Here is a 14,244-nt window from a genome sequence, read left to right on the forward strand (position 1 = left end):
CACTCAGATCACCGCTTCGATTAGAAACGGCCCAGGGCGCGACAATGCGCTGTCGAGCAGCGCGTCGAAGCGCTCGCACGTATCGGCGCGGGCCGCTTCCACGCCCATCCCCTTGGCCAGGGCAACCCAGTCCAGCACCGGGTGGTCGAGATCGAGCATGCGCCTGGCGTTCTCGCCGATCGAATTCACGCCGAGATTCTTCATCTCGCCATGCAGGATGGCGTAGGTCCGGTTGGAAAAGACGATCGTGACCACGTCGAGCTTTTCCCGGGCCTGCGTCCACAGGCCCTGCACCGTGTACATGCCGCTGCCATCGGCTTCGAGATTGATCACCTTGCGATCCGGGCAGGCGATCGCCGCGCCTGTTGCCATCGGAATGCCGCCGCCGATCGATCCGCCCGTGCCCATCATATAATCGTGCGGGGCAGCAAAGGCCGACAGCGCGAAGAACCGCCGTGCCGAGGTGACCGCTTCGTCGCAGACGATCGCATTCGCGGGCAGCTTGCGCGCCACCGAAAGAGCGATCGCGTCGTCCGTCAATCTGCCGCTTGGCATCGGCTCGTCGGGAAAGGCGGTTGCGACGGTGAATTGCTTCGTCGACTTGATGCCGAGCTCGTCGGCCAACGCCTCCAGCCCCGCTTTCAAATCGTCGCCATGGGCCGCCAGCGAGAGCACCTGGCAATCGTCTCGGACCAGCCGTCCCGGCTTGCCCGGATAGGCGAAGAAGGCCACCGGCTCCTTCGCGCCGACCAGCACCAGCACGTCGATATCCCGGAGCGTGGCTGTCGCCGCATCGACCGGATAGGGGATGCGCGTCGGCGCGAACCGTCCGCGCCCGCGCTGCATCCGGGCGATCAGAACCTCGCTGAACAGGCGGACATCGCCGGCCGCCGAGATTCGGCCTGCGATCTCAAGCGCATCGGCCCGCGCCGCCCGCCCGCGCACCACCATGCCAATGCGGCCCGGACGGGCGCGGATCGCTTCGGCGACTGCGCGCACGGCTTCCATGTCGACGGCTGGGGGCGGCGCCAGTTTCACCTTGCCAGGGGAAACCGCGTCAACCTCGCCCCAGGCAGCATCTGCTGGCAGGATCAGGGTCGTGACACCAGGCGGCGTCAGCGAGGCGCGATAGGCGGCCTCCGCTGCCGGGGCGATATCGGCCGGACCTTTGACGCGGCCAACCCAGTTCGACATTGGCGCTGCCAGGCCCTCTATGTCGCTGGTCAGCGGCGCGTCGAGCGGCAGATGGTAGGAGGCGTGGTCGCCGACAATGTTGATCATCGGGCTGCGCGCACGCCTTGCATTGTGCATGTTGGCAAGGCCATTGGCCAAGCCCGGCCCGGTATGCAGCAGAGTCGCCGCGGGACGGTCGGTCATGCGCGCATAGCCGTCGGCGGCACCCGTCACCACGCCCTCGAACAGGCCGAGCACGCACCGCATCTCAGGCTTGCGATCCAGTGCGGCAACGAAATGCATTTCGGACGTGCCTGGATTGGCGAAACAGACCGTGACGTCATTGGCCAGGAGCACGTCACACAGCAGGTCGGCGCCATTCATGAAATTCTCTCCGGTTGGCGTCACAAAGCAGACGGTCGAAAAGTGCAATAGCACCTGCAAGCGCCGGCACGGCAATATCCCGCCAGCGCTTTTGGTCTGATCCAGCTGTCTCGCAGCGCAATCAGCTGACCGCGGATTTGAGGAACGCCAGCGTGGCGGCCGTCAACGCATCGCCGTCCTCGCCAAAGTCATGGTTGATCGACATATGCGTGTAGGCGCTGCCGTCGAACAGTGTCACCGCAGTGCCGGTGGCGCGCAGGCGCTCGGCAAAGGCCGTCGATTGCTCGTCGCGGCCATCGGCGCGTGAATAGGCGATGAAGGTCGGTGGATGCTTGCGCCCGTCGACATAGCTCGCCGGCGACAGAGCCGCCCATTGCGAAGGATCGGAAAAGACGCGGGCATAAGCGCGGACCATGCCGCCGCTTTTTTCGAGTGCCACAAGATCATAGGCCCTGGTATCGTCGAGGATCAACCCGGCAACGCCGGGCAGCCCGCCGCGCATGCCGGTCAGCGCGATCAGATGGCAGCCGGCCGAATGGCCCATGCCGACAATGCGGTTCGGATCGCCGCCATATCGGGCGATGTTGGCGCGCACATAGGCATAGGCCTTTTCGACATCGCTGGCCTGGGTGGCGACATCGGCTTCCGGCAGCATGCGGTAGTCGATCGAGACGAACACGAACCCGTTGGCGAGCAGGAAGGCCGGCTTGGCGCCGACCTGGCTGCGTTTGCCGAACCGCCAGGTACCGCCATGAACGAAAAGCACCACCGGCAGGTTGTTCGCACCGGCGGGAGCGTAGATGTCGAGCTTGGCCGGTCCATAGTCGAACGTTTGCGGTTCTGGCTGGCGTAGCCGCAAGGCAGCCGACGCGCCGACCGGCAGCATCGCTGCCAGCGACGCGAATATCAGACTTCGCCGGTCCATCATCGCCCTCTCCTGGTCTGCCGCTACAGTGCATCGCAGTAGCGGGCACGTCCAGTTATCGATTGGCAAACAAGCCGACCGCGCGCACACTGATCTTGGCTGTTGATTCGGGTGGGCACACTGGTTCACAACGAGATGCGCGACGCGCCGCTTCTTTGCGGCCACGAAGAGTGGCGCTCTCAAAGCTATGTGATCCCAGCCGGTTAATTGAGTTTGCCGGGAACAAACAACGCTTGCCGGCAGTTGAAGGAGCGATGAGCCGATTGGCAGCCTATCGGCTCCGAGGCAAGGCATCATGCGCGAGAACCAATCAGACGTCTTCGATCTGTTTTCGGAAATCTATGGGAACGCGGCTCAGGAAGAGATAAGCCTTCAGCAATATCTGCTAGCCTGCCGTGAGGACAAATCCATGTATGCCTCGGCCCCCGAGCGAATGGTCGAGGCGATAGGCGAGCCGAACCTGGTCGATACCAGCAAGGATGAGCGGCTGGGCCGCATTTTCTCCAACCGCACGATCAAGATCTACCCCTCCTTCTCCGACTTCTACGGAATGGAGGATACGATCGAACGCATCGCCGGATATTTCCGCTATGCCTCGCAGGGGTTGGAGGAACGCAAACAGATCCTCTATCTGCTTGGCCCTGTCGGCGGCGGCAAATCCTCGCTCGCGGAGCGGCTGAAGAAGCTGATGGAGCAGCGGCCAATCTACACGCTGAAGGTCGGCAACCAGATCAGCCCGGTCTTCGAATCTCCGCTCGGCCTTTTCAACCCCGACCGCATGGGCGATCTGCTGGAAGACAAATACGGCATAGCCCGACGCCGCCTGAACGGACTTATTTCGCCCTGGGCGGCCAAGCGCCTCGACGAATTGGCCGGCGACATCTCCAAATTCAGTGTCGTCAAGCTGTTGCCGTCGCGGCTGCGCCAGATCTCCATCGCCAAGACCGAGCCCGGCGACGAGAACAATCAGGACGTCTCGGCACTGGTCGGCAAGGTCGACATCAGGCAATTGGAGAACTTCAGCCAGTCCGACCCGGATGCCTATTCCTACAGCGGCGGCTTGAACCGGACCACGCAGGGGCTGCTTGAGTTCGTCGAGATGTTCAAGGCGCCCATCAAGGTCCTGCATCCGTTGCTGACGGCAACCCAGGAAGGCAGTTACAACGGCACCGAGAATTTCGGTGCCTTCCCTTACCAGGGCATCGTCGTCGCCCATTCCAATGAATCGGAATGGCAGCAGTTCAAGAACAACAAAAACAATGAGGCCTTCCTCGACCGCATCCTGGTGGTCAAGGTTCCCTATTGCCTGCGCATCACCGAGGAAAGGCAGATCTACGAGAAGCTGCTGCGCGAGAGCGAGCTGGCGAGCAGTCCCTGCGCGCCCGAGGTGCTGGACATTCTCAGCCGCTTCACCGTTTCGACCCGCCTGGCCGAGCACGAGAACTCACCGCTCTACACCAAGATGCGCGCCTATGACGGCGAGAATCTCAAGGAAGTCGACCCCAAGGCCAAATCGGTCCAGGAATATCGCGACGCCGCCGGCGTCGACGAGGGCATGACCGGAGTTAGCACACGTTTCGCCTTCAAGATCCTGTCGCAGACGTTCAACTACGACACCAAGGAGGTGGCGGCTGATCCGGTGCATCTGATGTACATCCTCGAGGAGGCGATCAAACGCGAGCAGTTCCCGAAGGCAACGGAAGCCGCCTATCTCGAATTCATCAAGTCGGAACTCGCAGCCCGCTATGCCGAGTTCATTGGTCACGAGATCCAGAAGGCCTATCTGGAATCCTATAGCGAGTACGGCCAGAACCTCTTCGACCGCTACATCGCTTACGCCGATGCCTGGATCGAGGATCAGGACTACAAGGACCCCGATACGGGGCAGATCCTCAACCGCGAGGTCCTGGAGAAGGAATTGTCCCAGGTCGAAAAGCCGGCTGGCATCGCCAATCCCAAGGACTTCCGCAACGAAGTCGTCAAATTCACCTTGCGAGCCCGGGCTCGCAACGACGGTCGCAATCCCTCCTGGACGAGTTATGAAAAGCTGCGCGAGGTCATCGAGAAGCGCATGTTCGGCCAGGTCGAAGACCTGCTGCCGGTGATCAGCTTCGGCTCCAAGCAGGACAACGTCACCGAAAAGCGGCACAATGAGTTCGTGCAACGCATGGTGGAGCGCGGCTACACCGAACGGCAGGTGCGCCGGCTGGTCGACTGGTACATGCGCGTGAACAAGGCGGGTTGAGCAAGCCTGGACGGTTCCATGCCGATCTTCATCGACCGCCGTCTGAACCCGAAGGACAAGAGCCTTGGCAATCGCCAACGCTTCCTGAAGCGTGCGCGCGAAGAACTCAAGCGCAGCATCCGCGACCGCGTCCGCGCCGGTGGCATCGCCGATCTGGATCGCGACCATGCCGTGCCGATCCCACGCAAAGGCACTGGCGAGCCGACCTTCAGCGACGCCAAGGATAGCGGCCGGCGCCAGCACATCCTGCCGGGCAACAAGTCGTTCAATACCGGTGACCTGGTCCCAAAGCCAAGCGGCGGAGGAGGCGCAGGCGCTTCGGCTCCCGGAACCACGGAATCCGAAGACGATTTCCGCTTCGTGCTGTCGCGCGAGGAGGTGCTGGATCTATTCTTCGAAGACCTCGAATTGCCCGATCTGGTCAAGCTCAGCCTCAAGCAAATCCTCAGCTTCAAGCCGAAGCGGGCGGGTTTCGCGGCCAGCGGCGCGCCGACCAACATCAATGTCGGACGCACGATGCGAAACAGCCACGGGCGACGCATCGCGCTGAGGCGTCCGAAACGGGCGGAGGTGGAAGCCCTGGCCCGGCAGATCGCCGAACTGGAAGCAAAGCCGACAAATCCCAAGACGGATGAGCGCATCGTCGCCCTACGCGCGGAGCTCGATCGGCTGGAGCGCCGGCGCCGGCGGATCGCCTATGTCGATCCGGTCGACATTCGCTTCAACCGCTTCGACCCCCAGCCGAGACCGAATGCCAGCGCCGTCATGTTCTGCCTGATGGACGTGTCCGGATCGATGGGCGAGCGGGAAAAGGATTTGGCCAAGCGCTTCTTCGTCTTGCTGCATCTGTTCCTGACGCGGCGCTATGAGCGCACGGAGATCGTTTTCATCCGCCACACGCACGAGGCCAAGGAGGTGGACGAGCACACATTTTTCTATCATACGCAGAGCGGCGGCACCGTCGTTTCCACGGCGCTCGAGGAGATGCACCGCATTATCGAAGAGCGCTATCCGGCCTCTGAGTGGAATATTTACGCCGCCCAGGCCTCCGACGGCGACAACTTTGCCACCGACTCCGAGCGCTGCATTGAGCTGCTCGACCGCAGGCTCATGCGGCTTTGCCAGTATTTCGCCTATGTCGAGATCATCGACGAACGGGAAAGCCACATTTTCGGTTCGACCGAGAACGGAACGTCGCTCTGGCGCGCCTACAACGCCGTCGATCAGAAATGGCCGAGCTTCCAGATGCGGCGCATCGCCGCTCCGGCCGATATCTATCCGGTGTTCCGCGAACTCTTCGCCAGGCAACCCTATCTGCGCAAGAGCGCTTGAGGACATCGCCGATGGCCAGCCAGGCGCGCAAATCAGCACTGCTGTTTTCCGGATCGGACTGGGATTTCGCGAAACTGTCGCGAGTATATGACGAAATCGAGGCGATTGCCGTCGAAGAGCTCCACCTCGATATCTATCCCGTGCAGATGGAGGTCATTTCGTCCGAACAGATGCTCGACGCCTATTCGTCCGTCGGCATGCCACTGATGTATCGCCATTGGTCGTTCGGCAAGCATTTCATCTATGACGAGCTTCTATACCGCAAGGGGGCGCGCGGCCTGGCCTACGAGATCGTCATCAACTCCAATCCCTGCATCGTCTATCTCATGGAAGAAAACACCATGGCGCTGCAGGCGCTGGTAACTGCCCATGCAGCATTTGGCCACAACCACTTCTTCAAGAACAATCATCTCTTCCGCCAATGGACGGATGCCGGCGGCATCCTGAGCTACCTGAATTTCGCCAAGGGCTACATCGCCCGGTGCGAGGAGCGGCATGGGCTGGCCGCGGTGGAGTCGATCCTCGATGCCGCCCACGCTCTGATGGAGCAAGGCGTGTTCCGCTACCATCGGCCGCCGAAACTGTCCTCCGAGCGGCAGCGCGAAGGACTGCGCGAGCGCCTCGAATATGAGGAGCGATCGTTCAACGATCTCTGGCGCACGCTGCCGCCGTCGCAGGGAAAGAACAAGCCTGAAGCGAGGGACGAGGTCCTGGCGGAGCGCAAGAAGTCGCTCAACCTGCCCGAGGAGAACCTGCTCTATTTTCTCGAGAAGAACAGTCTGGTGCTCGAGCCCTGGCAGCGTGAGATCGTCAGGATCGTGCGCGTCGTCGCGCAATATTTCTACCCGCAGCGGCAGACCCAGGTGATGAACGAAGGCTGCGCCACTTTCGTGCACTACACTTTGATGAACACGCTCTTCGATCGGGGCCGCATCAGCGAAGGCGCCATGCTGGAAATCCTGCGCAACCACTCCAATGTCATCTTCCAGCCGGCCTATGACGATCCACGTTTCTCCGGCATCAATCCCTATGCGCTGGGTCTCGACATGATGCAGGATATCCAGCGCATCTCAACCGAACCGACGGCCGAAGACCGCGACTGGTTCCCTGACATCGCCGGTCGCGGCGACTGGCGCGACACCCTGCTCGATGCCTGGGCCAATCATCGCGACGAATCCTTCATCCACCAGTATCTCAGCCCGGCGCTGATCCGAAAATGGCGGCTCTTCTTGCTGGCCGATGGTGCCGACGAGCCGCATTACCAAGTCGCCTCGATCCACAATGAGCGTGGCTATCGCAAGATACGATCCGCGCTGGCCCACAGTTACGAGATTGGCGCGAAAAGGCCCGACATTGAAGTGGTGGACGTCGACCTCTTGGGCGATCGGCACCTGCGACTGCAGCACAATGTCAAGAATGGCATCCTGCTCGATGGCGAAAGCCGCGACGCGACGCTCCGTCACATCAGGCGCCTCTGGGGCTACGACGTCAGTCTGGCGGCAGTCGATGCCGAGACCGGCGCGATGCTCAGCGAGCGCTCGACAAAAGAGCTTTGAGGTGGCTGATCTTAGAGCAATTCCAGGAAAGTGCGGAGCGGTTTTCCGTCCGGAATTGCGCAAAAACAAAGAGATAGAGCGGTTGGCCTTTCCGTGAAACGGTGAGACGCTCTAGCCATCGCCGGCCGGCCTGATCCTCAACCGCGCAATCCGGTTCTTGTCGCGCTTCATCACCACGAAGCGCTTGCCGTGGAAGGTAAAGGCCTGCTTTTCCTCGGGGATAGACTGCGTCTCGTGGATGACCAGGCCGGCAATGGTGGTGGCTTCCTCGTCCGGCAGGTTCCAGTCGAGCGCCCGGTTGAGATCGCGGATCGGCACGGTGCCATCGACGACGACGGAGCCGTCGGCTTCCTGCTTGACGCCCTGGATGTCGACATCGTGCTCGTCGGCGATCTCGCCGACAATCTCCTCGATGATATCCTCCAGCGTCACCAGCCCTTCGACCTCGCCATATTCGTCGACGACGATGGCAAAATGCGCCTTGGCGCGCAGGAAGGCGTTGAGCTGTTCCTGCAAGGTCGTGGTGTCGGGCACGAACCAGGGCTTCGACGCGATCTTCATCACGTCGATTTTGGTAAAGTCGTTGCCGACCTCGTTCAGCGCCCGCAGCAGGTCCTTGGCGTGCAGCACGCCGACAATGTTGTCGAGCGAGCCCTTCCACAGCGGCATGCGGGTATGCGGGCTCTGCAGGATCTCGCGCACCACCGCTTCCGGCGCATTGTCGGCATTGACCGAGCGCATATTGGTGCGGTGGACCATGATGTCGGAGACTTCGAGCTCGGCGAGATCGAACAGGCCGCCGACGCGATCGCGTTCCTCGCGCACCATCTGGCCGTCGCGGCGGAAATCGTCGACCGCGCCGCGCAACTCGTCCTGGGTCGAACGCTGCGGCTCGATACGCGACAGTTCGTAGCCGAACATCGCGAGCAGGCGCGTGCGCACGGCAATGAAAAACAGGATGAGGATGGCGAGGACAGCGACCACGATCCAGCCAATGTCCATCTCAGCCGGCTTTCCTGTTGTCCGGATGATTTTCCCTGAGGAATGACAGCACTTCCGACGCCGGCACATCCTTGGCGATGAAGGCCTGGCCGATACCGCGCGTCAGGATGAAGGTCAGCGCACCGCGCGACACTTTCTTGTCCTGGGTGATGAAGCCAAGCAGCGCCTCCGCGTCGGGTAATTCGCCAGGGATGTCGGACATCCGCCAGGGCAGGCCGACGGCGCGCAGGTGCGCTTCGACCCGCGCTGCGTCATCGGGGCTCGCCAGATTGAGCCGTGCGGAAAAACGGTGCGCCAGCACCATGCCGATGGCGACGCCTTCGCCATGGACAAGACGAGCGCCGTCATACTGTGTGGCCCCCTCCAGCGCATGGCCGAATGTATGGCCGAGATTGAGCAGCGCGCGGTCGCCGGTTTCAAACTCGTCGCGGGCGACGACATCGGCCTTGGCGCGGCAGGCCTCGGCAATCGCCTCCGCCCGCTCCGCACCGCCGGCGAATACTTTTGTCCAGTTCTCTTCCAGCCAGGAGAAAAACGCCGGCCGGTCGATCAGCCCGTATTTGGCGAGTTCGGCATAGCCGGCGCGGAATTCGCGGATCGGCAGCGTGTCGAGCACTTCGGTGTCGGCCAGCACCAGTTTCGGCTGGTGGAAGACGCCGACCAGATTCTTGCCGCGCGGGCTGTTGATGCCGGTCTTGCCGCCGACCGAGGAATCGACCTGCGCCAGCAGCGACGTGGGGATCTGCACGAAATTCATGCCGCGCCGAACGATGCCGGAGGCAAAGCCGGTGAGGTCGCCGATGACCCCGCCACCGAGCGCGATGACGACGTCGCCGCGCTCCAGTTTCGCGGCCAGGACGCCGTCGACCACCTCTTCGAGATGGGAAAAGCTCTTGGTCTTTTCGCCGGCCGGCAAGGTGATGACGGCAGGCTGGATGCCGCCTGTTTCCAGACCGGCCTTAAGCGCTTCGAGATGTGCCGCCGCGACATTGTCATCGGTGACCACCGCCGCCCTCGTGCCGGGCAGGCGGCGCGATATCTCGGCGCCGGCACGCCTCAAAAGGCCGGGGCCGATCAGAATGTCATAGGCGCGCTCGCCAAGGCCGACCTCGACAATGACAGGCTCGCTCATGGTCGCACCTCGCCCGGCGCCGTGGTGGCCGGAATGCCGAAATGCCCGCACAATGCGTCGACGACCTCGGTCGCAATGACTTCCTTGCGGTCGTCGCGGGTCGGCACGGTGACGTTTGACGTGGCATAGACCGGATAGCGCTCGCCCATCAACCGCTCCAGCACGGCGCGCGGATCGGGGTTTTTGAGCAAGGGCCGGTTCTGCTTCTTGGAGACGCGCTCCATCAACAGATCGAGCTCGGCCTTCAGCCACACCGAGACGCCATGCGACGCGATCGCGTCGCGCGTCTGCGCATTCATGAAGGCGCCGCCGCCGGTCGACAGCACCTGCGGGCCGTGTTCCAGGAGGCGCAGGATGACGCGCTGCTCGAGCGCCCGGAATTCGGTCTCGCCATAGCGTTCGAACAACTCCGGCACGGTCATGCGCGACACGCTTTCGATCTCCTGGTCGCTGTCGATGAACGGCAGCGACAGCATGGCCGCCACCTTGCGGCCGATCGCTGTCTTGCCGGCGCCCATCAGGCCGACAAAGACAATCGAACGACTGCCCAGCCTGTCGAGCAGCGCGGCATGGCTCTCGCCAGGAGGAGTTAGTGGTAACACGTTCATGAGACCATGCTGTTTCTAAGCCGTCTTTGCCGGCGTATCGACATCAAAAGCCCGTTTGCGTCAAGCATCGCGCCCTGAGCAGGTCTCGGAAAGTGCAGTGGTTTTCCCGCATGGACCTGCGTAGGACAAAACCCTTCGTCCTTGAATTGCCCGGATTGGCGTCCCATAAGGACACAGGGTTTGGAATCGCAGAACAAGAAGACGGGCGAAAATTGATGCCGACACTGTTCCGCTTTGTCGTGACGATGATGATTCTTGCCGGCATTGCCTATGGTACGATGGTGGCGCTGGCGATGTTCGTCGAGCCGAAAAAGGCGGAAATCACCGTGCGCATTCCGCCGGAAAAGCTGAACCCCAAGAAAAACTGATCCAAAGCAGGCTGACTTCAGAAAATGAACAGCGCGGCTCGTATCGAAGCCTTCCTCGAAATGATGAGCGCCGAACGCGGTGCCGCCGAAAACACGCTCTCTTCCTATCGCCGCGATCTCGAAGATGCCTCGCAGCAGATTGGCGGCGGGCTTGCCGGTGCTGCCGCGGCCGACATCCGCGCCTATCTCGACGACGTCGCCGCGCGTGGCTTTGCGCCGACCTCGCAGGCGCGCAAACTGTCGGCGATCCGCCAGTTCTTCAAGTTCCTCTACGCCGAGGGCCTGCGCAGCGACGACCCGACCGGCACGCTGGACAGCCCGAAGAAGGGCCGGCCGCTGCCCAAGACGATGAGCGAGGCCGATACCGGCCGGCTGCTCGACCGCGCGGCCCTGGAAGCAGGCGATGGCGTCAATGGCGACCGGCTGACGGCATTGCGCCTGCACGCGCTGGTCGAAGTGCTCTATGCCACCGGCCTGCGCGTCTCCGAACTGGTCGGCCTGCCGGTGACCGTCGCCCAGCGCGACGACCGCTTTTTCATGGTGCGCGGCAAGGGCGACAAGGAGCGCATGGTGCCGCTGTCGGCCAAGGCGCGGACGGCGATGCGGGCGTGGCTGACGGCCCGCGCCACGGTGCCGGCTTTCGCCGACAGCCCGTTCCTGTTTCCGGCGGCCGGCGACAGCGGCTTTCTCTCCCGGCAGGTCTTTGCCCGCGACCTCAAGGGTCTTGCCGCCCGGGCAGGCATATCGGCTGCGAAAATATCGCCGCACGTGTTGCGCCACGCTTTTGCCAGCCATCTCCTGCAGAACGGCGCCGATCTCAGGGCGGTGCAGCAGCTGCTCGGCCACGCCGATATCTCGACCACGCAGATTTACACGCATGTGCTGGAAGAGCGGCTGGTGCGGCTGGTCAACGATCATCACCCGCTTGCCGACTAGGCCTCATATCGCTATGTGAAGGCACGTTCCACCGCGCGGAGCCGCCATTTCCCGGGTCCCGCCAAGTCTTTGCCTTCCGACGCATCGGTCCGCTCAAGAATGTACAATTACCTCGATTTCGAAAAGCCGGTGCAGGACCTTGAACTCAAGATCCTCGAGCTGAAGAAGCTTGCCGAGAACGGCGAGGCGGTCGATGTCGGCGACGAAATCAGCCGGCTCGAGAAGCGCGTGCGCGACGCGCTGCGCGACATCTACAAGGCATTGACGCCGTGGCAGAAGGTGCAGGTGGCGCGCCACACCGACAGGCCGCATTGCCTCGACTACATCAAGGGCCTGTTCAACGATTTCACGCCGCTCGCCGGCGACCGCAATTTCGGCGAGGACCAGGCGATCATCGGCGGCTTCGCCCGCTTCCGCGGTGAACCCGTGGCCGTCATCGGCCAGGAAAAGGGCTCGGATACGTCGAGCCGGCTCAGGCACAATTTCGGTTCGGTGCGCCCTGAAGGCTACCGCAAGGCAGTGCGGCTGATGGAGCTTGCCGACCGCTTCAATATCCCGCTTCTGACGCTGGTCGACACCGCCGGCGCCTATCCCGGCGTCGGTGCCGAGGAACGCGGCCAGGCCGAAGCCATCGCCCGTTCGACCTCGGCCTGCCTCGGCCTCAAAGTGCCGTCGATCTCGGTGGTCATCGGCGAAGGCGGCTCGGGCGGCGCCATTGCGATCGCCACCGCCAACCGCGTCTACATGCTGGAACACGCCATCTATTCGGTGATCTCGCCGGAGGGCGCCGCCTCGATCCTGTGGCGCGACACCACGCGTTCGAAGGATGCGGCGACCAATATGAAAATCACCGCCCAGGATCTTCTGGAAATGAAGATCATCGACGCCATCATTCCCGAGCCGCTCGGCGGCGCCCAGCGCGCGCCTGAAACGGTGATCGCCGCCACCGGCGACCTCATCGCCAAGACGATGAAGGATTTTGCCGGCGCCAACACCGATTTCCGCGAGCAGCGCCGGGAAAAATACCTGGCGATGGGCCGCAGCCTCTGATTTTAGGGCGTCCGCGCGCCGCAATGTGGCGTTAGCGAGCAATTTCGCCACAAAAATGCCGCCGCATTCGGTTCAATGAAAAGTCCGTGACATCGAGCGAATTGCGGTGGGGGCAGCCGTCCGGAGCTTGCGGTAAGGAATTTTCAAGGTTAACGGGCTTAGGGTCCGTGAAGGTTTAGTGTGTTGGCCTGCGGCTGCGAAGCCCCACGCCTCGGGAAAAAGACATAGCCGTAACCATGTTTGCCAAGCTCGCCCGCACCGGAATCCTGATCGCCGCCCTTGGCGTCGCCGGCTGCAACGATTCCTCGATGAAGGATTTCGCGCCGGAGGCCAACAAGCCGCTGCCGGACAAGATCCTCGCCGACATGAAGGCCAAGGGCATGGTCCGCACCTCGTCGGTGATGGCCCGCATCTTCAAGGAGGAAGGCAAGCTCGAGATCTGGAAGGCCAAGACCACCGGCCGCTACGAGATGGTCGCCAGCTACGACATTTGCAAATGGTCGGGCAAGCTCGGCCCGAAATACACCGAGGGCGACCGCCAGGCGCCGGAAGGGTTCTACACGGTTCGCCCGTCGCAGATGAACCCGCGCTCGAACTATCACCTGTCCTTCAACATCGGCTACCCGAACGCCTATGACCGTGCCAATGGCCGCACCGGCGCCAATCTGATGGTGCACGGCGCCTGCTCGTCGTCGGGCTGCTATTCGATGACCGACCCGCAGATCGAGCAGATCTACGCTTTCGGCCGCGATGCCTTCCAGGGCGGCCAGACCGAGTTCCAGATCCAGGCCTTTCCGTTCCGCATGACCGCCGCCAACATGGCGCGCTATCGCAACGACCCGAACTACGAGTTCTGGAAGATGCTGAAGGTCGGCTACGACAATTTCGAGATCACCAAGGTTCCGCCGAAGGTCGATGTCTGCGAGAAGCGCTATGTCTTCAACCAGGTGGCGCCTGAGGGCACGACCTTCGATCCGACCGGCGCCTGCCCTGCGACCACGCAGCCGGATTCGCTGAAGAGCGCCTACAACGCCTATCAGAGCAGCTATGACGCGGCCTTCACCGGCGCGGTCAAGGCCAGCGTGCCGGCGCCCAAGCCGACCATTGCCGGCATCAAGGAAGCCAGCATCGTTTCCGACTGGTCGAAGCGCCGCGCCCGCGGCGAGCGCGTGCCGATCGATCCGCCGTCGCTCAATTCCGACGGCACGGTGACCGAGACGGCGCGCATGGGCCGCATCGATTCGCCGGCCGGCCGCAAGATGGCCGCGCTCGACGCCGAGAAGGAAGCCAAGCGCAAGGCCGAGGAACAGCGGGTTGCGGCCATCGAGGCTGCGAAAGCCGCCAAGGCCCAGGCACTGGCTGAAAAGGAAGCGGCCAAGGCCCAGGCGATAGCCGAAAAGGAAGCAGCCAAGCAGGCTGCCCAGCAGCCGGTCGCCACCGCGAGCGTCGAGGCAGCACCCGCCGAGCCGCCAACCGACGAAAGCCGGCTGTCAAAGATCAAGAACAAGCTGCTCGGCATGTTCGGCGGCTGAG

Annotated in this window: 12 protein-coding genes; 7 read left to right on the forward strand and 5 right to left on the reverse strand. The window is 62.7% G+C overall.

Annotated elements, in window-relative coordinates; genetic code table 11:
• Positions 1 to 3 precede the first annotated feature (3 nt).
• Positions 4 to 1,557: an acetolactate synthase large subunit gene (locus ACWTU9_RS04345; RefSeq protein WP_455857242.1), complete on the reverse strand. Its 1,554-nt coding sequence runs from the start codon at positions 1,555 to 1,557 to the stop codon at positions 4 to 6.
• Between the two features lie 121 nt (positions 1,558 to 1,678).
• On the reverse strand, positions 1,679 to 2,485 hold the full coding sequence (locus ACWTU9_RS04350; protein ID WP_455857243.1) for an alpha/beta hydrolase: 807 nt from the start codon (positions 2,483 to 2,485) through the stop codon (positions 1,679 to 1,681).
• 292 nt (positions 2,486 to 2,777) lie between these two features.
• Between ACWTU9_RS04350 and ACWTU9_RS04355 the strand changes: the two genes are divergently transcribed.
• The 3 genes from ACWTU9_RS04355 to ACWTU9_RS04365 are packed head-to-tail and all read left to right on the forward strand — an operon-like array spanning position 2,778 to position 7,615.
• Complete coding sequence (locus ACWTU9_RS04355; RefSeq protein WP_455857244.1) at positions 2,778 to 4,727, forward strand: PrkA family serine protein kinase; 1,950 nt, start codon at positions 2,778 to 2,780, stop codon at positions 4,725 to 4,727.
• 18 nt (positions 4,728 to 4,745) lie between these two features.
• A complete protein-coding gene (locus ACWTU9_RS04360) occupies positions 4,746 to 6,059 on the forward strand; it encodes a YeaH/YhbH family protein (RefSeq protein WP_455857245.1) in 1,314 nt (437 codons plus the stop codon).
• A gap of 11 nt (positions 6,060 to 6,070) precedes the next feature.
• Entirely contained in the window at positions 6,071 to 7,615 is a 1,545-nt protein-coding gene (locus tag ACWTU9_RS04365; RefSeq protein WP_455857246.1) for a SpoVR family protein, read from the forward strand.
• Between the two features lie 111 nt (positions 7,616 to 7,726).
• Here ACWTU9_RS04365 and ACWTU9_RS04370 read toward each other — a convergent pair whose 3' ends face one another.
• Genes ACWTU9_RS04370 through ACWTU9_RS04380 form a run of 3 tightly spaced genes read right to left on the reverse strand, consistent with a single transcriptional unit; the run spans position 7,727 to position 10,357 of the window.
• On the reverse strand, positions 7,727 to 8,617 hold the full coding sequence (locus tag ACWTU9_RS04370) for an HlyC/CorC family transporter (protein ID WP_455857247.1): 891 nt from the start codon (positions 8,615 to 8,617) through the stop codon (positions 7,727 to 7,729).
• Position 8,618: 1 nt separating this feature from the next.
• The gene (aroB, locus tag ACWTU9_RS04375) at positions 8,619 to 9,749 is read right to left on the reverse strand and encodes a 3-dehydroquinate synthase (protein WP_455857248.1); all 1,131 of its coding nucleotides are present in this window, start codon (positions 9,747 to 9,749) and stop codon (positions 8,619 to 8,621) included.
• A complete protein-coding gene (locus ACWTU9_RS04380; protein ID WP_455857249.1) occupies positions 9,746 to 10,357 on the reverse strand; it encodes a shikimate kinase in 612 nt (203 codons plus the stop codon). The genes aroB and ACWTU9_RS04380 overlap by 4 nt, the downstream gene beginning before the upstream one ends.
• A 215-nt stretch (positions 10,358 to 10,572) precedes the next feature.
• On the opposite strand from ACWTU9_RS04380, the gene ACWTU9_RS04385 reads away from it, so the two are divergent.
• The 4 genes from ACWTU9_RS04385 (at position 10,573) to ACWTU9_RS04400 (ending at position 14,243) form a co-directional block, all read left to right on the forward strand.
• Positions 10,573 to 10,725 (forward strand): hypothetical protein, encoded by a 153-nt coding sequence (locus ACWTU9_RS04385; protein WP_023670666.1) that lies wholly within the window; start codon positions 10,573 to 10,575, stop codon positions 10,723 to 10,725.
• A gap of 24 nt (positions 10,726 to 10,749) precedes the next feature.
• Positions 10,750 to 11,661 carry a site-specific tyrosine recombinase XerD gene (locus ACWTU9_RS04390; RefSeq protein WP_455857250.1) on the forward strand — a complete coding sequence of 304 codons (912 nt, stop codon included), beginning with the start codon at positions 10,750 to 10,752 and terminating at the stop codon, positions 11,659 to 11,661.
• A 99-nt stretch (positions 11,662 to 11,760) separates the two neighbouring features.
• On the forward strand, positions 11,761 to 12,711 hold the full coding sequence (locus ACWTU9_RS04395) for an acetyl-CoA carboxylase carboxyltransferase subunit alpha (protein WP_455857251.1): 951 nt from the start codon (positions 11,761 to 11,763) through the stop codon (positions 12,709 to 12,711).
• Between the two features lie 236 nt (positions 12,712 to 12,947).
• Positions 12,948 to 14,243, forward strand: coding sequence for a L,D-transpeptidase family protein (locus ACWTU9_RS04400; RefSeq protein ID WP_455857252.1), 1,296 nt, complete (start codon positions 12,948 to 12,950; stop codon positions 14,241 to 14,243).
• The last annotated feature ends 1 nt before the right edge of the window (position 14,244 follow it).

It is taken from the genome of Mesorhizobium sp. 128a (genome assembly GCF_053848025.1).